Below are 21,619 nucleotides of genomic sequence, written 5' to 3'. Positions count from 1 at the left end.
CAGAGAGGTGTAATCTAAGTGAAACTACGAATTGGAATTATAGGGACAGGACGTACAATCGGAGTAGCAACAGATCATTTGCACGGCATTCAAGCAGTTCCGGAGTGGGAACTCACAGCAGTATACGATTTAAATGCAGAAAACGCGAGGAACTGGGTGGAGCGCAATAGCCTGTCTACCGATATTATTTGTCCAAGTTTGGAAGCGCTTTTAGACAAGGTCGATGCGGTTGCCATCTGTACAGACAACCTCTCCCACGGAACGATTGCTAGAGAAGCAATGAAACGAAGCCTTCATGTTTTATGTGAAAAACCGCTCTCTGTTAACTACAAGGAATCACTTCTTCTTGCAAAAGAAGCGGAAGAGGCTGGTGTTGTGAACTACATGGGCATGCAGTACCGCTACCACCCTTATGCACAAGCAATAAAAGAACGGATTCAAGCAGGAGAGCTCGGGGAGATTTTTTCCTACCGTCATAAGCTTGGTGGAGCAAGAATAGGCAATCCAAATGTCTCAATGGAATGGCGAATGAAAAAAGAAACGTCAGGAGCAGGGGCAGTAGCTGATTTTGGTATTCATCAAGTAGACCTGATAAATTTCTTTCTTTCTGATCTTTGTGGAGAAATCATGGATGTTCAAGCCACACTCGGAACGTTTATTGACAAGCGTCATTCAGAGGACGGACAGGAGACTGTCACAAATGATGACCTTTCTGCAGTTGTGTTGCGACTAGAAAACGGAGCAATTTGTACGTTGAATAACTCTCGTCTGTTGCCACAGGAGGGGGATGGATTAGAGATTGTCGGAACAAAAGGCGCAATCTCCATGAACCAGGAAGGAGAAGTGTTTTTCCGTAGTCGTGCAGAACATGGCGGCTGGGCAAATGAAAAGGTGAAGGTTTCCTTTGAAGAAAGACATCAATTTCCTGGGCTTGCACGTGGAAAGCAGTATGCAGAGTTTCATGGGGCAATCGCAAATAGAGAAAATCACGACCTATCTTTTGCATATGGAGCAAAGGCAGCCAAAGTAATTGATGCAGCGGTTTTATCTGATGCGGAAGGTAGAAGAGTACAACTATCTGAAATCACAGAAGGAGGAAATTAACATGCAACAAACAATGGGGAGAGAACTTAAGCTTGCACCACTATTTAATCCAGAGGAAGGAAAAGCAGTTATTTCACCGCTTGGTTTTGAATCAGGTTATTGGGCGGGGGCACCGACGATTCTTTTTGATGAAAAGGACGATACATTCTATTTATACTACCGTTTGAGAAATCCTCGTGGTTTAGGGGAAAATGAGCGCGGCTTTGAGGTGAGAATTGCAGCTAGTAAGGATGGAGAAAGCTTTACAGATGTATGGAGCCTACATAAAAAGGAGCTTGCTTCAAGTTCTATTGAGCGCTCTGCACTTGTCAAAGTTCATGACAATCTCTACCGTTTGTACATTAGTTACGTGGATTCTGCTGATAATCGCTGGAGAATAGATGTGGTAGAGGCCGAAACGCCGAATTCATTTGATGTGAAAACTCGTAAAAAGGTCTTAACAGCCTCAGACCTTTCGGGAGTCGAGGGCGTGAAAGATCCTTATATCGTGAAGCATGACGGTAAGTATTTCATGTATTTTGTTTATGCAAAAGGAGTCGAGGAAGCAGATCTTAGCGGCATGCATGAAACAGGGGATGTTCATAATACAGGTCTTGCGGTTGCACCGACAGGTCTTGCCGTCAGCACGGATGGGGTAAGCTTTACATGGACGGACACTGTATTACCGGTAAGTGAGAAGGGCTGGGATCAGTATCAATCCCGTCTTACTACCATTGTCCCATTTGAAGGTGGATTTACGGTGCTTTGGGATGGAAGTGTTGGAGTGGAGCAGAATTACGAGGAGAAGCTGGCAGTAGCTTACTCTTCAGATTTAAAAACCTTCGCAAAATTAAATGTCGATGGCCCTGCATTGGAAACAAGCCTAAAGAAAGCTGTGCGCTATGCGGATGCCATCATTCATCAAGGACAAATATGGTATTATTATGAATACACAAGAGAAGACGGTGCTCATGAGCTTCGTTTATGTAAGGTGGAGCTCTAAGCAAAAGTGAACTCCCACTAAGGAGATTTAAGAAATGTCGTTTATTGGTCAAAACACGTTAAGAACAAAACAATTAAATAGAACCCTTGTTTTTCAAACACTATTGCGTTTAGAGGCGCCGTCAAGACAGGAAATTGCCGCTTTTACGAAGCTAACACCTGCTACTATTACGAACATCGTCAGTGAGTTGATGGAAGAGGGCTTTGTGGTGGAGCTTGGCAGTGGTGTCCTTGAGAAAAAAAGGGCAGGAAGAAAAACCGTGGTGCTTGGTTTGAATGAAGAAAAGAACCGAGTTGCCGCGGTTCATATTAGAAGCGACCGCGTGGAAATGGGCATTGTAACGTTAAAGGGGAATGTTCGTGCGGCAACGAGCTTTTCAATGCCATTAGGAATTCAGCAAACGGATTTTCTCCAGCTTTTAAATGAAAAATTGGGGGAGTTTTTACAAACCTACTCCTCCCTACCAGTTTCCTGCATTGGAATTGGCTCAGTAGGACTGGTGGATTATGAAAATGGCGGGATCCTTGAGGCCGAGCATTTGAGTTGGACAAACGTCGAGCTAGTTTCAGAGCTCTCTCGCACTTTCCACATGCCAGTTTACCTAGATCACCATGTTCGCGGCATGACCTTGGCGGAAAAGATGTTTGGCGTATCCAAAACGGACTCCGATTTCCTATGTGTTTATATTGGACAAGGAATTGGCGCAGGATTATTTTTAAACGATCAGATTTACCGCAGCCATATGACAGGTGCAGGGGAAATTGGCCATATGACGTTCGAGCCAAATGGTGTGGATTGCTGGTGCGGAAACAAAGGGTGTCTTGAACGCTACGCCTCTGAGGAAGCACTGTTACATGAATTAGACCTTGCCACTGTTGATCAGTTAATGGATGTTCTTCATAACGGAGAGGAACAAGTGGTTCGTAGTCTACAATCAGCAGGTGAGCGTATTGGAATGGTTCTCACTTCTTTTTTAAACATGTTTCACGTGCAAAAAATTGTCCTAGGTGGAAAGCTAGCGCAGGAGGATTTACCGGTCATAAAAGAAATTCGTGAAACCATCCAGTCTCGTTCTTTTTTAGCTAAAAAAAGAGAGGTTGAAGTAGTACCTTCCTTGTTAGGAGAAGCACAAGGGGTGATTGGGGCCGCAAGCATTGCCTTACTGGATGGAATATTTACAGTAAGCTCTCAAAAATGAGCGAACGGGGGACGAACGAAATGAAACTCGGATATCTTACAAATTCTCTCGTACACCACGGAGTAACAGATATTAATGAAATCGTCAGCTGGTCATTAGATCACGGCTTTAAGCATTTAGAAATTGGACCAAATATTCCATTTGAACATCTAGAGAGAGTAGTGCTAAGCGGACAGATAAACATAGCAGCTCTCACCTATTGCCGTAACTTTTTGAGTGAGAATGAAGAGATAGCTAAAGCTCACCGGAAGGAATTAATTACCCGGATAAAGAAAGCAGGAGAACTAGGAATTCCGACAGTGGTGACATCAACAGGAATTGCCCCGAATACATCAGGTGATTTTTACGATAGCTACGATTCCATTCGACCGAAGCCTGCCTATAGTTTGGATAAGGTAGAAGGTTTTTTTGAAGAGATTGTAGAACTGGCCGAGCGAGTGAAAGTGAAGATTGCTTTTGAAAACTGTCCATTAATGGGCAATATCGCTATTTCACCTGAACTGATGCGCACGCTTTTGGATCGACTGAATTCACCTAATGTCGGTCTAGCATATGACCCTTCCCATCTAATTTGGCAATTTATCGATCCTTATTCGCCTATAAAAGAATTCGGTGACCGTATTTTCCATGTACATGCAAAGGATACGGAGATAAAGGAAGAACAGTTGAAAAGAGTCGGGATCCTCACAGATTTTAGCTGGTGGAGGTATCGTCTCCCGGGTCTTGGGTCCCTCGATTGGACTGCATTCTTATCCGAATTACACACGATTGGATACGATGGAGTCATTAGCATTGAACACGAAGATCCTGTGTGGGGCGGAGATTTGGAGAAAACAAAGCAAGGCTTGCTAAAAGCAAAAAACTACCTTCATGATATACCTGAATTAATAAAAGGATAAGAAGAAAGGGAATTTTAATGGCGAGGCTTGCTGTTTAAATTCCTTTTTTTTGACAAAATACCCAAAGGGGTATAATATGTACTTACATGTTAAGGATAGAAAGGAGGAGGTGTTGATGAAAATGGAATATAGCACTCAAGTAAAAAATCGTCTAAAGCGTGCGGAAGGCCAAATTCGTGGTGTGCTTCATATGATGGAACAGGGTGAGGATTGCCGGGATGTGGTGTCACAACTAAATGCAGCAACCACTGCAATAGAGCGTGCCATCGGGGTGATTGTAAGCTCAAACCTGGAACAATGTGTCAGAGAGAGCGTACAAAATGGAGAAGATACAAGCGAGCTAGTACAGCAGGCTGTGAACCTTCTAATCAAAAGTAGGTAACGAAAGAGTTGACAATATACCCCTAGTGGTATATTATAGCTAATGTAATACCTGGTAGGGTATTTAAATATTTTTTTATCTAATCATATACCCCTGTAGGTATATGGAAATTTATAGAGAAATATATACCCGTGTGGGTATAAAAAATAGGAGGAATAAAACATGAATGTTAATAAAGTATTAGACGCAAAAGGGTTAGCATGTCCAATGCCACTGGTAAAAACGAAGAAAGCATTAAATGAAGTGAATTCTGGTGAGATTTTAGAAGTGATTTCAACAGATAAAGGTGCCAAAACAGATCTAACTGCTTGGTGCAAAGCAACAGGAAATGAACTAGTAGACATGAAAGAAGAAAACGACGTCTTCACTTTCTATATTAAAAAAGCATAATGACAATCAAAAGGAGAGAATCAACATGGAAAAGAAGAAAACAACGATTGTACTTTTCAGTGGTGATTATGATAAAGCAATTGCAGCCTATATTATTGCAAACGGTGCAGCTGCCTATGATCATGAAGTAACGATTTTTCACACATTCTGGGGATTAAATGCACTACGTAAAGAGGAGCTTGTTCCAACAAAGAAGAACTTTATTGAAAAAATGTTTGGAAAGATGATGCCACGTGGAGCGAACAAGCTTCCATTATCCACGATGAATATGGCTGGTATGGGGCCAAAAATGATCAAAGGAATCATGAAAAAGCATAATGTACAGTCTTTACCGAGCTTGATTGAAATGGCAAAAGAACAAGATGTTAAACTTATCGGTTGCCAAATGACGGTGGATTTACTTGGCTTAAAGCATGAAGAGATGATGGACGGTATTGAATACGCAGGGGTTGGCGCATATTTAGGGGAAGCTTCTGAAGGAAATGTAAATCTATTCATCTAAAGGAGCGTGCTTAAATGGAGTTTCTTCCTTATATATTTATGGGGCTTGCAGTCGTCTTTCTAATCAGCAGAATGAAGCCGACTTCCGGAGTCCGTCAAATATCAACGGCAGAATTAAAGTTAGAGCTAAACAATAAGAACAAACAGTTTATTGATGTTCGTACACCGATGGAATTCAAAGGGAAGCACATTCAACAGTTTCAAAATATCCCTTTGAACACGATCGGAAACAGCACAAATATGCTTTCAAAAGATAAAGAGATCATTGTGATTTGTCAAAGCGGCATGCGAAGTAATGCAGCCGTCAAGCAATTGAAGAAAGCAGGATTCACAAAGCTTGCCAATGTCAAAGGCGGGCTGAATGCCTGGTAATTTAAATGGAAAAGGAGCTGCCAAACATGAAAGAGATTACACCACAGGAATTAGAGGCGAAGCTTTCTGCAGGCGAGCAAGTATCGATTATTGATGTTCGAGAAGCAGAGGAAGTGGCTGCAGGGAAGATTCCACAAGCAGTAAACATTCCATTAAGTTTATTGGAGTTCCGTACGCAGGATATTGATAAGTCCAAAACGCATATCATGGTCTGCCGTTCAGGTGGAAGAAGCGGGAAAGCATCCATGTTCCTGACAGCACAAGGCTTTGACGTCATTAATATGATTGGTGGCATGCTCGAATGGGAAGGTAATGTAGAATAATATTTTTTGGAGGAGAGGAACGACGATGAATGTAAACTTGACGATTGATGCAAAAGGGTTGGCATGTCCCATGCCGATTGTGCGTACTAAAAAGGCAATGGACCAGGTTGGAGCAGGAGAGGTCTTAGAGGTATTAGCGACAGATAAAGGGTCAAAAGCAGACATTAAGGCTTGGGCGGATAAAATTGGCCATCAATATTTAGGTACACTAGAAGAAGGCGATGTGCTGAAGCATTATATCCGTAAAGCTAGATCTGAAGAAGAGAAAGAAGAACAAAACTATCCGCATGTTGCGACGAACCAAGAGTTTGCTGCCAAATTAGAAGCAGGGATTACAGTACTTGATGTTCGTGAACCAGCTGAGTATGCATTTGGACATATTCCTGGTGCAGTTTCCGTCCCTTTAGGTGACCTTGAAAATGGGATTTTAAAATTAGACAAAGAAAAAGAAACGTATGTCATTTGTCGTACAGGAAGCCGCAGTGATATGGCAGCACAGAGATTAACAGAACTAGGTTTTACTAATGTTAAGAATGTTGTTCCTGGAATGAGCAAGTGGGAAGGACCAACAGCGTAACGTAAATTTTTTTAATGAAAAATATACCATAGGGGGTATTTAGTATATGTTAAATGCAATGACTGCAAAAGATGTAACGAAAAAGATTTTAGCTAATGAATCATTATTTATTTTAGATGTGCGAAACGAAGATGCATTTGCTGATTGGAAAATCGAAGGCGCAGCTGTTGAGCATAAGAATGTACCTTACTTTGAATTAATGGATGGTGTGGAGGAAATTTTAGACCACATTCCATCTGAAAATGTGTTAGTTGTCTGTGCAAAAGAAGGATCTTCCGTTTTTGTTGGGGAGATGCTAGTGGAAGCTGGCATCAAAAATGTTTCTTACCTACAAGGTGGAATGAAGGCTTGGAGTGAGTACCTGGAGCCCGTTAAAGTAGCAGACTTAAAAGACGGCGGGACTTTGTATCAGTTCGTTCGTATTGGAAAGGGCTGCTTGAGTTACCTAGTGGAGTCAGATGGAGAAGCAATGATTATTGATTCTACCAGAATGGTGGATCAATATACTTCCTTCTTACAAGAAAAAGATTTGAAATTGGTTCATGTAGCTGACACCCACTTACACGCTGACCATATATCTGGAGGCCGTATGCTTCGTGAAGCAACAAATGCGATGTATTGGTTACCTCCTAAAGATGCAGAAGATGTGACATTTGAGTATGAAGCATTGGAAGATGGTGTGGAAATCACAGTTGGAAGCACGAAGGTTGCCGTTCAAGCTATCTACTCACCAGGGCATACGATTGGAAGTACGTCATTCATCGTAGATAACCGTTTCTTATTAAGTGGTGATATTCTTTTCGTAGAATCTATTGGACGCCCTGATTTAGCAGGGAAAGCAGAGGATTGGGTAGCAGATCTTCGTGAGACCCTTTACTCCCGCTATAAAGAATTGTCGGATGATTTAATCGTCTTGCCTGCTCACTTCGGCACGATGACTGAGGTAGGAGATGGTGGACTCGTAGCAGCACGTCTTGGGGAATTGTTCAAAAACAATGCCGGATTAAACATTAAAGATGAAGCGGAGTTCCGAAAGCTTGTTTCTGAAAACCTGCCGCCACAGCCGAACGCATACAAAGAGATTCGCGAGCTAAACATGGGTAAAATTAACCCAACAGACGACGAGCAACGTGAAATGGAGATTGGTCCTAACCGTTGTGCGGTACATGGATAAACGCATAGGGTGGGGTTGGAATAAACCTCACCCTCTTTTTTTGAAAAGCTTAAGAAAAAGTCGGCGTTAAGACTTTTCAAGCTTAGAAAAATTGCCACGTGTTTAAAACTCCTAGGCGAAAAGGGCACGACAACAACATTGATGACGGGTGTCTTAACTATATGCAGTAGCAACAAACTTTGCGAAAACAGTACTTTTTGAAAGGAGGACACAATAATGGAATTTGATCTTCTATGGCTTCTCGTTCTTTTTGCCATTGGTTTTGTTGGATCATTTGTTTCTGGTATGGTTGGTATCGGTGGATCCATCATTAAATACCCAATGCTCCTTTATATCCCACCTCTATTAGGACTCACTGCACTTACCGCCCATGAGGTGTCTGGTGTTAGTGCGGTGCAAGTGTTTTTTGCAACAATATCTGGGGTTTGGGCATACCGAAAGGGTGGGTTTTTAAATAAACAGCTTATCCTTTATATGGGAAGCAGTATTTTAGTAGGAAGCTTCATTGGTGGTTTTGGCTCTCAGTTTATGACAGAGGATGCCATCAATATTGTATATGGTATATTAGCACTTATCGCAGTTATTATGATGTTTTTACCGAAGAAAGGGGTCGATAATATCCCTTTCGACCAAGTAAGCTTTAATAAAATGCTTGCTGCCAGCTCTGCATTTATTGTTGGAATTGGGTCAGGAATTGTAGGTGCAGCTGGGGCATTTTTGCTTGTGCCTATCATGCTTGTCCTCTTGAAAATACCAACAAGAATGACCATTGCTACTTCACTAGCTATCACGTTCATTTCTTCGATCGGAAGTACAGTTGGAAAAATAACAACTGGGCAAGTGCTTTTAGTACCAGCAATTGTCATGGTAATTGCGAGTATAGTAGCGGCTCCACTTGGTGCAAAGCTTGGACAAAAAATGAATACGAAGGTGCTGCAATGGACGTTAGCACTGCTTATTTTAGCCACAACGATAAAAATTTGGCTCGATATCCTGTAAAAAAGGAGGTTACTTTTCATAGAGTAACCTCCTTTTTGCATCGTTATTTTTGACTGAGTAACAAACTAGATGGTCACTGTTTATTTTTTTATAAACAATAGTAGTATTGTTGGGTAAGAAAAGTTTGTAGGATATTAAAGAAGATATGATACGATGGTGAAAGAAAGAAATAATTGGTAAAGTAGGTATTCGCATGCTTGATACGATCGTTTTCTTTTACATAATCGTGCCACTTGTGCACCTAATTCACGAGGTAGGACATGTTGTCATGGCAAAATTGCATCATGTGAAGGGGGCGGAGATTTCAATAGGTATTGGCCCAAAAGTAATAGAATCTACCATTTTTGGTACATCCATTCGAATCCACATCATTCCATTCATTGGAGGATATTCCACCAATAGTGTTGACGGAGAGCTGTCTCCAAAAGTGATAGCTTGGATATCGGCTGGAGGACCAATCTTTAATCTCATTTCTATCATGATAGTCTTACCTTTTTGGTCAGAACCAGCATTTTCTTTCCCAACTCTGTTCATTTTATTTAGCCTTTGGATAGGGTTAGGGAATTTACTTCCATATAAACTTGCCGGAAAACAATCAGATGGCTGGCAATTAACGGCTTCTATTATTAAACTAGTAAAAACAAGATAAAGGAGGATGTGTGATGAAATACTTTATTGTAACTGGAGCATCCAAAGGACTTGGTGAAGCCACAGTAAGGCAATTGCTAAAAAAAGGGCATCACCTTATTTGTATTGCCAGAAATGAAAATGAAACATTAAAAGAGGAAGCGAGACTTGCTGGTGCGGAAATAACCATGCTTCAAGAGGATTTAAGTAAGTCCGAAAGGGTTACAGGGATTGTTCAATATGTGTTGGCGAAAATAGAAGAAGAAAACAGAATGGAAGAAATATATTTTATTAACAATGCAGGGATGGTCGATCCGATAAAACCTGCCGGAAGTGCAGATGGAGTCCTTATGACGAAGGCGGTTCATCTAAACCTCCTGACACCAATGCTTTTTACCAATGAGTTTATTCGCTTAACGGAGGCTTGGGATTGTAAAAAGATGATCGTCAATATTAGCTCAGGTGCTGCAAACAACCCAATGTATGGCTGGAATACGTATTGTTCCACTAAAGCAGGATTAGATATGTTTACAAAATCTGTTGGTCTTGAGCAAAAAGAAGCATCACATCCAACCACTATTCTTGCTTTTTCTCCTGGTGTAATGGATACGGATATGCAGGGGGTTATAAGGGCCTCAGATAAAGAGGACTTTTCCGCTGTAAATAAGTTTCAACACTACTATCAATCAGGAGAATTAAGGAGTCCAGGGTTTGTAGCAGAGAAAATGCTCGACCTCATTCTAACCAAGGATGTTGATAATGGGAGAATATACGATATTAAGGAATTCATTTAAGGAGGTGTGTCGCAATTTGACACACTTTTTTTCTGTTTTTTCTATGAGAATGATTTTCAAAGTCATTGACACCCTCTTCTAATTCTCCTAAACTAAAAGATGGAATTAATTTTGCCTCCGTTAGGCAAATATATATAGATGATCGGCACATTATATCGCTTACAGCTCCCATTAGAGCACCATACCTGCTTTATAAAACGAGAAATAACACTAACGAAAGGGTGGAAGGAACATGAATGCGTTAGAAACAAAAGAGCTTACCTTATCCTATGGCGATTCCATTATTATTGAAGAGCTGGACCTGCAAATTCCTAAAGGGGAAATTACGGTCTTTATTGGGGGAAATGGGTGCGGAAAATCCACTTTGTTACGTTCGTTAGCTCGTTTATTAAAACCAAAGCAGGGCAATGTTCTTCTGGAAGGAAAAGCAATCTCTGGACAATCCACAAAAGAAGTTGCCAAACAGCTTGCATTACTTCCCCAAGGTCCGACCGCACCAGAAGGACTTTCTGTGCTGCAGCTTGTAAAACAAGGACGCTATCCTTACCAAAGCTGGCTAAAGCAATGGTCAGAACATGACGAAAAAGTAGTTTGGGACTCTTTAAGAGCTACTGGAATGGAAGAATTCGCTGAACGAGCAGTAGATTCTCTTTCTGGTGGGCAAAGACAACGTGCCTGGATTGCGATGACTCTCGCTCAGGAAACAGATGTTATTTTATTGGATGAACCTACCACTTATTTAGATATGACACATCAAATTGAAATTTTAGATCTTCTTTTTGAACTAAATGAAACAGAAAACCGAACCATTATTATGGTGCTTCATGATTTGAACCTTGCTTGCCGCTACGCTCATCATATTGTGGCGATTCGTGACAAACAAATCTATGCTCAAGGAAAGCCAGAACAAGTTATCAACTGTGATCTTGTCAGAAATGTGTTCGATATGAACTGTCAGGTAACGACAGATCCCTTATTTGGAACACCACTTTGTATCCCGCATGGCCGAGGTCGATGCCTGGTACCAAACCTAGAAGGATTAAGGGCATGATAAGTACCCTTACTAAACAAGAGTTTCGTTTTTTAGAAGAAAGCTGTCGCTTTGTAGCCGGAGATGCCAAGGTCGAAGAAACTATATCTTTGTCTACCTTAATTCATGAAGGTACAGTGGTGTATTTAAATAAAGTAAAATTGTCATTAGGTACAAATGATTTGGATGTAGCAGCCTCTTTGCTTATGAAGCGCTTAGGGTTTCTCGCCGTTAATTGTCTTGTGACGATGACCGTATTTAATAAAACGATGAAGCTAAACGCGAAGGACATTTGGATAGATTCCTATGTAGAGAATGATATTTGGCTTCCAAAGCTCCGATATACAAATTTGTTAGTGGAAGAAGCACCAAGTCATAATCGTGAGGGCTGGAGACAGCGGCATTTTGAAGCGCTTTTTGGTGGTATTTTTACGCCGTTAATTAACAGAATGGCACAGGAAGCAAAGGTTTCGCGCCAAACTTTGTGGGAAAATGTGATGCTGTACGTGTATTGGATGTATGAATCGGTGTTACCGAATCTGGAACTGGATGCTCCATATCAAGAGGAAGACTTCACGAGTCTTTGTCAGGCCAATCCGTCTATTTTCGGAATGCGTAGAAACCCTGCGGCCACTTTTTACAAACCAAAAACCTTTGTAGAAAAACATCAGACACATATAAGAGTCCGGACAACCTGTTGCTACTATTATAAAACCACCGAGGAAGGAACAAAGTGCTCCACCTGTCCATTGAATTGCGAGAAAAACTAGTGTTTTTTCAAGGAAAGGGTGCCAAAGAAAATGAATGATAAATTAGATCAGCAATTAGACGGTTTGCTTGAAAAATATACAGAGCTTTTGTTAGGGGAAGGCACAGAGGAATACAAAGAGAAGGTAAAAGCATGGGTGCTTTATACATACATTTCGAAATCCATGCCTCCTCTTGTGAAGCATTGGAACGAGCAATACCCTGATGCAAAACAGGAAATGATGACGCTCATAAAAGAAATAAAAGAACTAAACGATGCCCATCGAGCCAAAAAATAAAAAAAGCAACAGACAAGCCATAAACACAGCTTATCTGTTGCTTTTTTATTGAGTCATCCCATTATTTCCATAAGGAAACTGGGTAGAGTAGCCTTGAAACTGCTGGTACTCCTGTTGAAGCTTTGTTTGTTCAGCAGGCTCCAAGCCGTACCAACCCTTTTGGAACATCACGTTATATAACTCGCGTTGACAGTTTTGTGTCTCGTTGAAAATTGCCAACAAATCAGAATAAATCTGTCCATTACTAGCTTCATTTAGGGCGGTACAATAAGAATCTGTCATATATTTTTCAGTTGCCAGCATGTCATTAATAAAGTCACGGTCATTCATCTGTGGTGTTTTAGGAACTTGTGTTTCTGGATTTTGAATTTTCTGCTGGTTCATACCCTTTCTCCCTCCCTATTGAAGTGGTTGCTGCTGTTGCTGCATTTGATTTTGTCCTTGTAAATGAGTCAAGACCTTCTGATAATGACGTTGGTGCATTTGTCCAGCCTTCTCAATGGCGGTTTTTACTTCTTGATCCTGACACTGACTCGCAAAGAAATGCGCCTTTTTCATCGCAAGTAGGTTCCAAGAAAGCATATCGGTAAAATATAAAGAATCCTTAACTGTAACAACTGCAGGCGGCTGAGGAAAATAACCAGACTGTTGCATGGTGTTCGGCTGTTGCTGTGGTTGCTGTTGCATCGTAAACCCTCCCAACATATTCTACAACAGTAGAGTAACCGTTTTTCATAATTTTATGTATCGTATTCGTCTACAAATCACCCTGAAAAAAGCCAACAAAATACACTATTTCCCGACAAATAATTTGTATTCAAATATTTCAAAAGATGATAAAATGAGGATATAATTTCATTTTTTCACTCAATGAAAGCGTTTACTATATATGATTTAGAGGAAAGCAATCAGAGAGGGACACCTAGAGATGAAGCGGAAGGAGCAATACAATGGAACAAGTAATGAGAAACACGTTCTTGTATTTATCAAAAAACAAAGCGCTAACGAAAATGGCTAGAAAATATGGCCTGCGCTTTGGGGCAGCTCGGTTTGTAGCAGGAGAAAGAATTGACCAAGCGGTAAAATGCATTAAGGAATTAAACGAAAAAGAGCTTTGTGTGACCATAGACTATCTTGGTGAATTTATTGACACCGAAGCCGAAGCTAATGAGATGGCGGATAACTCAATTGAAGCTATTCGGGCAATCGGTAGAGAAAACCTTGATTCCCAGCTTTCCTTAAAAATGACTTCTATGGGATTGGACATCTCAGAAGCGGTCGTGATGAGAAATATGCGTAGAATCCTTGAGGCTGCCAAGGAAGAGGGAGTTTTCGTCACCATCGACATGGAGGACTATTCTCGCTGCGGAAAAACCATTGATATTTTTAAAAAGCTACGCGAAGAATTTGATAATGTCGGCACAGTTATCCAATCCTACCTATATCGGACCGTGAAGGATATGGAGGATTTAAATCAGTACAGTCCTAACCTTCGTCTTGTAAAGGGTGCGTATAAGGAATCACCCGAAGTTGCCTTTCCTTTAAAGAAGGATGTGGATGACAATTTCAAAAAAATTATTGAGATGCACCTATTGAACGGGAACTACACAGCGGTTGCCACTCATGATGATGCGATGATTGAATATACCAAAGAGATTGTTAAAAAACACGGAATTTCAAAAGATCAATTTGAGTTCCAAATGCTTTACGGAATCCGTCCGGAACGCCAACTTGAACTAGTTAAAGAAGGCTATAAAATGCGTGTTTATGTTCCGTACGGGACGGACTGGTATGGATACTTTATGCGTCGCTTAGCTGAAAGGCCAGCCAATGTTGCGTTTGTATTAAAGGGAATCATCAAGAAATAATGAACGAGCGTGCGATATGCACGCTCGTTTTCTAGTCTTCCATGTTTTGCTTTCCGTATTGCTGGTTGTTGCTTGTCTTTTTTCCGCTGTAGTCCATTTCCACTGTTGGACCAGCATTACCTTTTACGCTTGCCGCACTTTTGGCTGCTTGAGAAGGTTGTTTTTTCATCTTTGCCATTACCATTCACCTCCACGTCTTCATTTTCTCCATCCGCCATTTGCTCATACAGACGCATCACGGAAAATAAATTGGTAATTTCTTATTTATTTATTGCGAAAATTTTCAAAATACTTTATAGTAAAGACTAAGGAACTCTTAAATAAGGAGATTTTTTTTGCGAGAAAAATGAATGAGTATTCATTCAAAAACCTATCATTAAGGGGGAGGAATAATGAAACAAAGTATTAAAAAGGCTGCCGTTATCGGATCAGGAGTAATGGGATCAGGTATTGCAGCTCATTTGGCGAATGTTGGAATTCCAACGATCCTTCTAGATATCGTCCCTAATACGTTAACGAGTGAGGAGGAAAAGAAAGGCCTATCACTCTCAGATAAAGCAGTACGAAACAGATTTACGAATACAGCACTGCAAAAGCTTTTGAAACAAAAACCGGCACCTCTAACCTCGAAGTCTAATCTAGCGCTAATTGAAGCTGGGAATTTGGAAGATGACATCGCAAAAATTGCGGAATGTGATTGGGTTATTGAGGTTATCGTGGAGAATTTGGATATAAAGAAAAAGCTATTTGAAAAAGTGGATGCGTATAGGAAACCTGGAAGCATTGTGAGCTCCAACACATCTGGGATTTCCATTGAAGCGATGGCTGAAGGACGCTCAGAAGAGTTTCAAGCAAATTTCCTTGGAACACATTTTTTCAACCCGCCTCGCTACTTAAAACTATTAGAAGTAATCCCAACGCAGAAAACTAATCCAGAGGTTGTTAGCTTTATCAAGCAATTTGGTGAAGATGTACTAGGAAAAGGAATCGTCCTTGCAAAGGATACACCAAATTTTATTGCTAACAGAATTGGTACGTACGGCTTGCTGGTAACGGTAAAAGAAATGCTTGAAGGTGGCTACAGTGTAGGAGAAGTCGATTCTGTCACAGGTCCTGTCATAAAAAGACCGAAAAGCGCAACCTTCCGTACCCTTGATGTGGTTGGATTGGATACGTTCATTCATGTTGCCAACAATGTGTATGAAAAAGTAGAGGGCAAAGAACAGGAAGTATTCCGCATTCCTGATTTTATGAACAAAATGAAGGAAAAAGGCTGGCTTGGTTCTAAGTCTGGTCAAGGCTTCTACTTAAAACAAGGTAAAGAAATTCTGGAGCTGAATGCCGAAACCTTAGAATATGAACCTCGCAAGAAATTAAAAACTCCTGCACTTGAAATGAGTAAGCAGGCAAAAGGCTATAGCGATAAATTGAAAGCGCTTGTATATGCAGATGACAGAGCAGGAAATCTTTTATGGAGCATTCTAGCACCTGTTCTAAGCTATTCCGCTGAATTGCTTGGAAAAATTGCGGATGATATTGTCGCGATTGATCAGGCAATGAAATGGGGATTTGGCTGGGAGTACGGACCGTTTGAAACTTGGGATGCCATTGGGCTTGAGAATTCCGTAATGAAAATGAAGGAAGACGGAATACCTGTACCAAAGTGGGTAGATGATATGCTCGCAAATGGCTTCCGTTCTTTTTATAAACAAGATAACAGCGTTACCTCCTACTATGACAATGGAGAATATAAGGCTCTTGAGGTGAATCCAAAGCAAATTCATCTAAAAACGTTGAAAGAAACAAAAGGTGTGATCAAGAAAAACTCAGGTGCGAGTTTAATTGACCTTGGTGATGATGTTGCCTTACTAGAATTCACGTCTCCTAACAATGCCATTGGTTTAGACATCATTCAAATGGTGAACTTTGCATTAGAGGAAGTGGATAAAAACTACAAAGGGCTTGTGATTGGGAACCAAGGGAAAAACTTCTGTGTTGGTGCAAACCTTGCGATGATTTTAATGGAAGCGCAAGACGATAATTATTTTGAAATCGACATGGTTGTGAAGCACTTCCAACAAGCGATGATGAATATAAAATATAGCTCAAAGCCAGTGGTAGCTGCACCATTTGGAATGACACTTGGTGGTGGAACAGAAATCTGCCTACCAACAAGCCAGCTTCAGGCTTCAAGTGAAACCTATATGGGCCTTGTTGAGGTTGGTGTTGGACTAATCCCAGGCGGTGGCGGTAACAAAGAGCTTTACATGAAGCATTTAGCAAGCATGCCACAAGGATTAGACTATGATTTACAAAAGGTTGCTAACAAGGTGTTTGAACAGATTGCTACTGCAAAGGTTTCAACATCAGCAGGAGAAGCAAGAGACCTGCACATGTTAAACAACAAGGATCGCATTAGCTTCAATGGCGACCATCTAATTTATGATGCTAAGCAAGCAGTAACAAGCTTGTATGATGCAGGCTACACTGCTCCAATTCGTAAAAAAGTTCCAGTTGTAGGAGAAACAGGCTACGCTACTTTAATGCTTGGTGCACACAACATGCATTATTCTGGCTTCATTTCCGAGCATGACTTAAAAATAGCTAAAAAGCTAGCCTATGTCATTGCAGGTGGAAACGTACCATTTGGAACAGAAGTAGATGAACAATACCTGCTTGACCTTGAGCGAGAAGCCTTCCTAAGCCTCGTTGGCGAAGCAAAATCACAACAACGCATGCAGCATATGCTTGTCAAAGGCAAACCATTAAGAAACTAATGCGATGGCTGTCTCCAAAAGAGGCAGCTCTTAGCTGAAATATTTAATCGAACTCTACTAAACTATGGGAAAAGCGAGGGGAGCATAATGAAAGAAGCGGTAATTGTGGCTGGAGCCAGAACGCCAGTTGGAAGATCAAGAAAAGGGTCACTTGCGACAGTTCGTCCAGACGACCTTGGAGCATTGGTAGTAAAAGAAACATTGAAAAGAGCGGGAAATTATGATGGTCCCATTGATGACTTGATTTTTGGTTGTGCGATGCCAGAAGCAGAGCAAGGGCTTAACATGGCAAGAAATATCGGAGGATTAGCAGGCCTTCCTTCAAGTGTACCTGCAATCACGATTAACAGATATTGTTCATCTGGTCTGCAAACTATTGCGTATGCAGCAGAACGAATAATGCTTGGTCATTCTGAGTCCATTATTGCCGGTGGTGCGGAATCTATGAGCATGGTACCAATGGTCGGTCACACGGTAAGACCGAATGCAAGGCTTGTTGATTCAGCTCCTGAGTACTATATGAGCATGGGCCACACTGCAGAGCAAGTAGCATCCAAATACGGAGTTAGCCGTGAGGATCAGGACGCATTTGCAGTTAGAAGTCATGAACGTGCAGCTCGCGCGATTCAGGAAGGTAAGTTTGTTGATGAAATCGTGCCTGTAGATGTTACTCTTCGTAAGGTAGACAGTAACAACAAACTAAAGGAGTCAACATTTACCTTCAATCAGGATGAAGGCGTACGTGCAGGAACTTCCATGGAGATTCTAAGCAAGCTACGTCCAGCATTCAATGTAAAAGGCTCTGTTACAGCCGGAAACTCCTCACAAACCAGTGATGGTGCAGCATCAGTGCTTGTAATGGAAAGGGAAAGGGCAGAGGCACTAGGCTTAAAGCCAATCGCGAAGTTCCGATCTTTCGCAGTAGGTGGTGTTCCTCCTGAAGTAATGGGCATCGGACCTGTCGTTGCGATTCCAAAAGCATTGAAGCTAGCAGGCCTTGAGCTATCTGATATCGGTCTTTTAGAGCTAAACGAAGCCTTTGCATCTCAAGCAATCCAGGTGATGAGAGAGTTAGGGCTTGATGAAGACAAGGTAAACGTTAATGGAGGAGCCATTGCACTAGGTCATCCACTTGGATGTACCGGTTCGAAGCTGACACTAACGCTTCTCCACGAAATGCAACGTCGCAACGAGCAATTTGGAATCGTTAGTATGTGTATCGGTGGAGGAATGGGTGCAGCTGGAGTATTCGAACTTCTGGCTTAATTTATTCAAGCAAAGGCTTTGATAAAAAATTGTTGATTTCAAGAAGTCCTAGTTGGTAATTGGAGCAAATGGCCGAGACTCCCGCGGGAATGAAGCGACAATCTTCAGAAGATAGCAGGGCTTAACCCCGAGGAAGCTCAAGGTTGTCGCCCTCAGGACGCTAAGTCATTTTCGGAAATCAACAGCGGAGTTTAACAGAGCAAAAAAACAAATGGGAGGAATTTTTCATGTCAAATACAATTGAAAATATTATCAAAGGCGGAAGCTTTTTATTAGATGATATTGCTGCGGAAAAAGTGTTCACACCAGAGGACTTTTCTGATGAACACAAACTGATTGCCAAAACAACAGAGGAATTTGTTGTAAACGAAGTCGTTCCGAATCTTGAAGAAATTGAGCATCACAACTTTGATATTTCTGTAAAACTCTTAAAGGAAGCTGGTGAGCTCGGACTTTTAGGAGCAGATGTCCAGGAGGAATACGGCGGATTTGGATTGGATAAAATCAGCTCCTCTCTTATAACTGAAAAGTTCTCAAGAGCTGGTGGCTTCTCCCTTTCTTACGGCGCGCATGTAGGAATTGGCTCTCTACCAATCGTTCTTTTCGGTAACGAGGATCAAAAGCATCAATATTTACCAAAGCTTGCTTCAGGAGAATTAATTGCAGCTTATGCCTTAACGGAGCCGGGATCTGGTTCTGATGCTCTAGGGGCAAAAACAACAGCAAAGTTAAATGAAGCTGGTACACACTATGTTTTAAATGGAGAAAAACAATGGATTACAAACGCAGGCTTTGCCGATGTGTTTGTTGTGTATGCAAAAGTGGATGGCGAGCACTTCTCCGCATTTATCGTTGAGCGTGAATACGAGGGAGTTTCCACAGGTCCTGAAGAAAAGAAAATGGGAATTAAAGGCTCCTCCACTCGTACACTCGTACTAGAGGACGCACTAGTTCCAAAGGAAAATCTGCTTGGAGAGATTGGCCGCGGGCACGTTATTGCCTTCAATATTTTAAACATTGGTCGTTACAAACTAGCAGTTGGAACCGTAGGAGGATCCAAGCGTGGAATTGAGCTTGCTGCAACCTATGCTAACCAGCGCTCGCAATTTAAAACACCAATTGCGAAATTCTCCCTCATTCAAGAAAAGCTTGCTAATATGGCAACAAAAACATATGCAACAGAAAGCTCCGTTTATCGTACGGTTGGTCTTTTTGAAGACAGCATGGGCCGCTTAACAAAAGAAGAAGAAAAAGATCCAAATGCAGTGGCAAAAGCCGTAGCAGAATACGCAATTGAGTGCTCATTAAATAAAGTGTTTGGCTCTGAAACGCTTGATTACGTAGTAGATGAAGCTGTCCAAATTCATGGTGGTTATGGCTTTATGGCTGAGTACGAAGTGGAAAGAATGTACCGCGACTCCCGTATTAACCGAATTTTCGAGGGTACAAATGAAATTAACCGTCTGTTAGTACCAGGAACATATCTGCGTAAAGCATTAAAAGGTGAGCTTCCACTCATTCAGAAAGCACAAGCGCTACAAGAAGAACTCATGATGCTTATGCCTGAAGAAGTTGGCGATGGCGTATTAGAACAAGAAAAGTATCTTGTGAAAAATGCGAAGAAAATTGCCATCCTCATGACTGGACTAATTGCGCAGAAATATGGAAAAGCGCTAGAAAGAGAACAAGAACTACTTGTGAATGTTGCCGATATCATTAGCAATGTCTATTCGATGGAATCTGCAGTGCTACGTACAGAAAAAGCAATTGCTAAATCTGGAGAAGATAAAAACAAACTGAAGGTTCTTTACACGCAAGTGTTCTGTCAAGAAGCGTTTAACCAAATTGAAGCAGATGCAAAAGAAACACTTGTTGCTGCAGAGTCTGGAGACACTTTAAGAATGATGATTTCCGCCCTTCGTAAATTCACACGCCACACGCCAATCAATGTGGTTGCCAAAAAACGTGAAATCGCAGCAGCGGTTCTAGACGCTCAAAAATATACAGTATAAAAAGCAAGAACTGTAACCAGGCCATTCCATATGGTCTGGTTATTTTTCTTGTCGAATGAATCAAAAATATTGTGTTGAATATTAGGAGAATTTGATTCTGTTATGCTACAATATATGAGTAAAATCCTGTATTGTAAGGTGGTGCAAAAAGGTTATGGCAATGACATTTTATTGGTATCCTAAATGTGGCACATGTCGAAATGCTAAAAAGTGGCTCGAAGCAAACAACATAGCAATAGAAGAAGTACATATTGTTGAGAACCCACCGTCACGTGATACATTAAAGGATCTCTATAAAAAAAGCGGCCTCGAGCTAAAAAAATTCTTTAATACAAGTGGAATGAAATATCGGGAACTTGGACTAAAGGATAAACTAAAGACAGCTTCTGAAGATGAAATGCTTGATCTTTTAGCATCTGATGGCATGCTAATTAAACGTCCCATTACAACAGATGGAAACAACGTAACAGTTGGCTTTAATGAAAAAAGTTTTGAAGAAGTTTGGAAGTAAGCAAGCCCTTTAAATAGGAGCTATAATATTTTATTTTAATGGAGGTTATTTTAAATGAGCACACCTAAAGATTTACGTTATTCTGAAGAGCATGAATGGGTAAAAGTAGAAGGCGAAACAGTACGTGTTGGAATTACACATTTTGCTCAATCCGAGCTTGGAGACATCGTGTTTGTTGAGCTTCCAGAGGTTGGAGACGAAATCACTGCTGATGAGCCATTCGGTAGCGTAGAGTCTGTTAAAACAGTTTCTGAGCTTTATGCTCCAATTAGTGGGAAAGTGGTTGAGGTTAACGAAGACCTAAGTGATAGCCCTGAATTTGTGAATGAATCTCCATATGAAAAAGCGTGGATGATTGTGGTAGAACCTTCAGATGCTGGTGAAGTTGACAAATTAATGTCAGCTGAGCAATATGAGGAAATGACGAAGGAAGACTAATTCCATTTGGAGAGGGTAACCTAACTTTAATGAACTGAAAGTAAAGAAGGTGACCTCTATGACACTTGAGAATAAACGATTAGATATTACGGACCGTGTTAACGGAAAAATGACAGAGCAAGGGTTTGAACTCTTTGTGGAGAAAGAATCCATTGGTCATTTCACCATTACGGAGCACGGAAATCAATATCGTTTGAACAACGGCTATCAACAAGAAGGAAACAGAATTTATCAAAACGTTCAGGTTCCTTCAAAGGAAGATAGCAAATACGTGGACTGCGATTACGAAAATGGTTGGTGCTGACCATCGCAGGGGTTGGGACTATATTAGTTCCAGCCCTTTTTTTAT

At 41.1% G+C, this 21,619-nt stretch carries 27 protein-coding genes; 24 read left to right on the top strand and 3 right to left on the bottom strand.

What is annotated here, in order from left to right:
- Positions 1-18 precede the first annotated feature (18 nt).
- The 17 genes from FIU87_RS17445 to FIU87_RS17365 all read left to right on the top strand — a co-directional run bounded on the left by FIU87_RS17445 (position 19) and on the right by FIU87_RS17365 (position 12,398).
- On the top strand, positions 19-1,104 hold the full coding sequence (locus FIU87_RS17445) for a Gfo/Idh/MocA family protein (protein ID WP_152445746.1): 1,086 nt from the start codon (positions 19-21) through the stop codon (positions 1,102-1,104).
- Between the two features lies 1 nt (position 1,105).
- A complete protein-coding gene (locus FIU87_RS17440) occupies positions 1,106-2,086 on the top strand; it encodes a glycoside hydrolase family protein (RefSeq protein ID WP_152445745.1) in 981 nt (326 codons plus the stop codon).
- Between the two features lie 34 nt (positions 2,087-2,120).
- Positions 2,121-3,284 carry an ROK family transcriptional regulator gene (locus tag FIU87_RS17435; protein WP_152445744.1) on the top strand — a complete coding sequence of 388 codons (1,164 nt, stop codon included), beginning with the start codon at positions 2,121-2,123 and terminating at the stop codon, positions 3,282-3,284.
- 20 nt (positions 3,285-3,304) lie between these two features.
- A complete protein-coding gene (locus FIU87_RS17430; RefSeq protein ID WP_152445743.1) occupies positions 3,305-4,183 on the top strand; it encodes a sugar phosphate isomerase/epimerase family protein in 879 nt (292 codons plus the stop codon).
- Between the two features lie 121 nt (positions 4,184-4,304).
- Entirely contained in the window at positions 4,305-4,565 is a 261-nt protein-coding gene (locus tag FIU87_RS17425; RefSeq protein ID WP_152446639.1) for a metal-sensitive transcriptional regulator, read from the top strand.
- 162 nt (positions 4,566-4,727) lie between these two features.
- On the top strand, positions 4,728-4,955 hold the full coding sequence (locus FIU87_RS17420; RefSeq protein ID WP_152445742.1) for a sulfurtransferase TusA family protein: 228 nt from the start codon (positions 4,728-4,730) through the stop codon (positions 4,953-4,955).
- A gap of 19 nt (positions 4,956-4,974) precedes the next feature.
- Complete coding sequence (locus FIU87_RS17415) at positions 4,975-5,457, top strand: DsrE/DsrF/DrsH-like family protein (RefSeq protein ID WP_172971174.1); 483 nt, start codon at positions 4,975-4,977, stop codon at positions 5,455-5,457.
- Between the two features lie 14 nt (positions 5,458-5,471).
- Positions 5,472-5,828 carry a rhodanese-like domain-containing protein gene (locus tag FIU87_RS17410; RefSeq protein WP_152445740.1) on the top strand — a complete coding sequence of 119 codons (357 nt, stop codon included), beginning with the start codon at positions 5,472-5,474 and terminating at the stop codon, positions 5,826-5,828.
- 26 nt (positions 5,829-5,854) lie between these two features.
- Positions 5,855-6,151, top strand: a complete 297-nt coding sequence (locus FIU87_RS17405; protein WP_152445739.1) for a rhodanese-like domain-containing protein — start codon at positions 5,855-5,857, stop codon at positions 6,149-6,151.
- Positions 6,152-6,176: 25 nt separating this feature from the next.
- Positions 6,177-6,728, top strand: a complete 552-nt coding sequence (locus tag FIU87_RS17400) for a sulfurtransferase TusA family protein (RefSeq protein ID WP_152445738.1) — start codon at positions 6,177-6,179, stop codon at positions 6,726-6,728.
- A 46-nt stretch (positions 6,729-6,774) separates the two neighbouring features.
- Positions 6,775-7,902, top strand: coding sequence for an MBL fold metallo-hydrolase (locus FIU87_RS17395; protein WP_152445737.1), 1,128 nt, complete (start codon positions 6,775-6,777; stop codon positions 7,900-7,902).
- Positions 7,903-8,118: 216 nt separating this feature from the next.
- Positions 8,119-8,901 carry a sulfite exporter TauE/SafE family protein gene (locus tag FIU87_RS17390; RefSeq protein ID WP_152445736.1) on the top strand — a complete coding sequence of 261 codons (783 nt, stop codon included), beginning with the start codon at positions 8,119-8,121 and terminating at the stop codon, positions 8,899-8,901.
- Positions 8,902-9,094: 193 nt separating this feature from the next.
- Positions 9,095-9,550: a site-2 protease family protein gene (locus FIU87_RS17385; RefSeq protein ID WP_152445735.1), complete on the top strand. Its 456-nt coding sequence runs from the start codon at positions 9,095-9,097 to the stop codon at positions 9,548-9,550.
- Between the two features lie 13 nt (positions 9,551-9,563).
- Entirely contained in the window at positions 9,564-10,322 is a 759-nt protein-coding gene (locus FIU87_RS17380) for a (S)-benzoin forming benzil reductase (protein ID WP_152445734.1), read from the top strand.
- Positions 10,323-10,554: 232 nt separating this feature from the next.
- Entirely contained in the window at positions 10,555-11,373 is an 819-nt protein-coding gene (locus tag FIU87_RS17375) for an ABC transporter ATP-binding protein (protein ID WP_152445733.1), read from the top strand.
- Complete coding sequence (locus FIU87_RS17370; protein ID WP_172971093.1) at positions 11,370-12,122, top strand: IucA/IucC family C-terminal-domain containing protein; 753 nt, start codon at positions 11,370-11,372, stop codon at positions 12,120-12,122. The genes FIU87_RS17375 and FIU87_RS17370 overlap by 4 nt, the downstream gene beginning before the upstream one ends.
- A 30-nt stretch (positions 12,123-12,152) precedes the next feature.
- Positions 12,153-12,398: a YusU family protein gene (locus tag FIU87_RS17365; protein WP_152445732.1), complete on the top strand. Its 246-nt coding sequence runs from the start codon at positions 12,153-12,155 to the stop codon at positions 12,396-12,398.
- 45 nt (positions 12,399-12,443) lie between these two features.
- On the opposite strand, the gene FIU87_RS17360 is transcribed toward FIU87_RS17365, so the two are convergent.
- Together FIU87_RS17360 and FIU87_RS17355 are read right to left on the bottom strand one after the other, a co-directional pair.
- Positions 12,444-12,782 carry a spore coat protein gene (locus tag FIU87_RS17360; protein ID WP_152445731.1) on the bottom strand — a complete coding sequence of 113 codons (339 nt, stop codon included), beginning with the start codon at positions 12,780-12,782 and terminating at the stop codon, positions 12,444-12,446.
- 15 nt (positions 12,783-12,797) lie between these two features.
- The gene (locus FIU87_RS17355; protein ID WP_152445730.1) at positions 12,798-13,085 is read right to left on the bottom strand and encodes a hypothetical protein; all 288 of its coding nucleotides are present in this window, start codon (positions 13,083-13,085) and stop codon (positions 12,798-12,800) included.
- A gap of 263 nt (positions 13,086-13,348) precedes the next feature.
- On the opposite strand from FIU87_RS17355, the gene FIU87_RS17350 reads away from it, so the two are divergent.
- A complete protein-coding gene (locus FIU87_RS17350; RefSeq protein WP_152445729.1) occupies positions 13,349-14,266 on the top strand; it encodes a proline dehydrogenase family protein in 918 nt (305 codons plus the stop codon).
- A 31-nt stretch (positions 14,267-14,297) separates the two neighbouring features.
- Here FIU87_RS17350 and FIU87_RS17345 read toward each other — a convergent pair whose 3' ends face one another.
- On the bottom strand, positions 14,298-14,444 hold the full coding sequence (locus FIU87_RS17345; RefSeq protein ID WP_152445728.1) for a YuzL family protein: 147 nt from the start codon (positions 14,442-14,444) through the stop codon (positions 14,298-14,300).
- A gap of 214 nt (positions 14,445-14,658) precedes the next feature.
- Here FIU87_RS17345 and FIU87_RS17340 point away from each other — a divergent pair, with 214 nt between their 5' ends.
- From FIU87_RS17340 to FIU87_RS17315, 6 genes are all read left to right on the top strand, one after another.
- Complete coding sequence (locus FIU87_RS17340; RefSeq protein WP_152445727.1) at positions 14,659-17,043, top strand: 3-hydroxyacyl-CoA dehydrogenase/enoyl-CoA hydratase family protein; 2,385 nt, start codon at positions 14,659-14,661, stop codon at positions 17,041-17,043.
- 87 nt (positions 17,044-17,130) lie between these two features.
- Entirely contained in the window at positions 17,131-18,309 is a 1,179-nt protein-coding gene (locus FIU87_RS17335) for an acetyl-CoA C-acetyltransferase (RefSeq protein WP_152445726.1), read from the top strand.
- A 227-nt stretch (positions 18,310-18,536) separates the two neighbouring features.
- The gene (locus FIU87_RS17330; protein WP_152445725.1) at positions 18,537-20,321 is read left to right on the top strand and encodes an acyl-CoA dehydrogenase FadE; all 1,785 of its coding nucleotides are present in this window, start codon (positions 18,537-18,539) and stop codon (positions 20,319-20,321) included.
- A 154-nt stretch (positions 20,322-20,475) separates the two neighbouring features.
- Positions 20,476-20,832, top strand: coding sequence for an arsenate reductase family protein (locus tag FIU87_RS17325; protein WP_152445724.1), 357 nt, complete (start codon positions 20,476-20,478; stop codon positions 20,830-20,832).
- A 54-nt stretch (positions 20,833-20,886) separates the two neighbouring features.
- Positions 20,887-21,270 carry a glycine cleavage system protein GcvH gene (gene gcvH / locus FIU87_RS17320; RefSeq protein ID WP_152445723.1) on the top strand — a complete coding sequence of 128 codons (384 nt, stop codon included), beginning with the start codon at positions 20,887-20,889 and terminating at the stop codon, positions 21,268-21,270.
- 58 nt (positions 21,271-21,328) lie between these two features.
- A complete protein-coding gene (locus FIU87_RS17315) occupies positions 21,329-21,574 on the top strand; it encodes a YusG family protein (protein ID WP_152445722.1) in 246 nt (81 codons plus the stop codon).
- Positions 21,575-21,619: the final 45 nt, after the last annotated feature.

Source organism: Bacillus sp. THAF10, assembly GCF_009363695.1.
Classification (GTDB): domain Bacteria; phylum Bacillota; class Bacilli; order Bacillales; family Bacillaceae_I; genus Sutcliffiella_A.
The sequence above is the reverse complement of the archived record's forward strand: the minus strand, read 5'-3'. Positions and strand labels throughout refer to the sequence as shown.

Excerpts from the sequence above, each read along its gene's own strand:
- FIU87_RS17385 (WP_152445735.1), top strand. The coding sequence starts at position 9,095 with ATGCTTGATACGATCGTTTTCTTTTACATAATCGTGCCACTTGTGCAC.
- FIU87_RS17380 (WP_152445734.1), top strand. The coding sequence starts at position 9,564 with ATGAAATACTTTATTGTAACTGGAGCATCCAAAGGACTTGGTGAAGCC.
- FIU87_RS17410 (WP_152445740.1), top strand. The coding sequence starts at position 5,472 with ATGGAGTTTCTTCCTTATATATTTATGGGGCTTGCAGTCGTCTTTCTA.
- FIU87_RS17420 (WP_152445742.1), top strand. The coding sequence starts at position 4,728 with ATGAATGTTAATAAAGTATTAGACGCAAAAGGGTTAGCATGTCCAATG.
- FIU87_RS17330 (WP_152445725.1), top strand. The coding sequence starts at position 18,537 with ATGTCAAATACAATTGAAAATATTATCAAAGGCGGAAGCTTTTTATTA.
- FIU87_RS17400 (WP_152445738.1), top strand. The coding sequence starts at position 6,177 with ATGAATGTAAACTTGACGATTGATGCAAAAGGGTTGGCATGTCCCATG.
- FIU87_RS17360 (WP_152445731.1), bottom strand. The coding sequence starts at position 12,782 with ATGAACCAGCAGAAAATTCAAAATCCAGAAACACAAGTTCCTAAAACA.
- gcvH (WP_152445723.1), top strand. The coding sequence starts at position 20,887 with ATGAGCACACCTAAAGATTTACGTTATTCTGAAGAGCATGAATGGGTA.
- FIU87_RS17370 (WP_172971093.1), top strand. The coding sequence starts at position 11,370 with ATGATAAGTACCCTTACTAAACAAGAGTTTCGTTTTTTAGAAGAAAGC.
- FIU87_RS17355 (WP_152445730.1), bottom strand. The coding sequence starts at position 13,085 with ATGCAACAGCAACCACAGCAACAGCCGAACACCATGCAACAGTCTGGT.
- FIU87_RS17350 (WP_152445729.1), top strand. The coding sequence starts at position 13,349 with ATGGAACAAGTAATGAGAAACACGTTCTTGTATTTATCAAAAAACAAA.
- FIU87_RS17365 (WP_152445732.1), top strand. The coding sequence starts at position 12,153 with ATGAATGATAAATTAGATCAGCAATTAGACGGTTTGCTTGAAAAATAT.
- FIU87_RS17425 (WP_152446639.1), top strand. The coding sequence starts at position 4,305 with ATGGAATATAGCACTCAAGTAAAAAATCGTCTAAAGCGTGCGGAAGGC.
- FIU87_RS17315 (WP_152445722.1), top strand. The coding sequence starts at position 21,329 with ATGACACTTGAGAATAAACGATTAGATATTACGGACCGTGTTAACGGA.
- FIU87_RS17325 (WP_152445724.1), top strand. The coding sequence starts at position 20,476 with ATGGCAATGACATTTTATTGGTATCCTAAATGTGGCACATGTCGAAAT.
- FIU87_RS17435 (WP_152445744.1), top strand. The coding sequence starts at position 2,121 with ATGTCGTTTATTGGTCAAAACACGTTAAGAACAAAACAATTAAATAGA.
- FIU87_RS17345 (WP_152445728.1), bottom strand. The coding sequence starts at position 14,444 with ATGGCAAAGATGAAAAAACAACCTTCTCAAGCAGCCAAAAGTGCGGCA.
- FIU87_RS17335 (WP_152445726.1), top strand. The coding sequence starts at position 17,131 with ATGAAAGAAGCGGTAATTGTGGCTGGAGCCAGAACGCCAGTTGGAAGA.
- FIU87_RS17375 (WP_152445733.1), top strand. The coding sequence starts at position 10,555 with ATGAATGCGTTAGAAACAAAAGAGCTTACCTTATCCTATGGCGATTCC.
- FIU87_RS17405 (WP_152445739.1), top strand. The coding sequence starts at position 5,855 with ATGAAAGAGATTACACCACAGGAATTAGAGGCGAAGCTTTCTGCAGGC.
- FIU87_RS17390 (WP_152445736.1), top strand. The coding sequence starts at position 8,119 with ATGGAATTTGATCTTCTATGGCTTCTCGTTCTTTTTGCCATTGGTTTT.
- FIU87_RS17340 (WP_152445727.1), top strand. The coding sequence starts at position 14,659 with ATGAAACAAAGTATTAAAAAGGCTGCCGTTATCGGATCAGGAGTAATG.
- FIU87_RS17440 (WP_152445745.1), top strand. The coding sequence starts at position 1,106 with ATGCAACAAACAATGGGGAGAGAACTTAAGCTTGCACCACTATTTAAT.
- FIU87_RS17395 (WP_152445737.1), top strand. The coding sequence starts at position 6,775 with ATGTTAAATGCAATGACTGCAAAAGATGTAACGAAAAAGATTTTAGCT.
- FIU87_RS17430 (WP_152445743.1), top strand. The coding sequence starts at position 3,305 with ATGAAACTCGGATATCTTACAAATTCTCTCGTACACCACGGAGTAACA.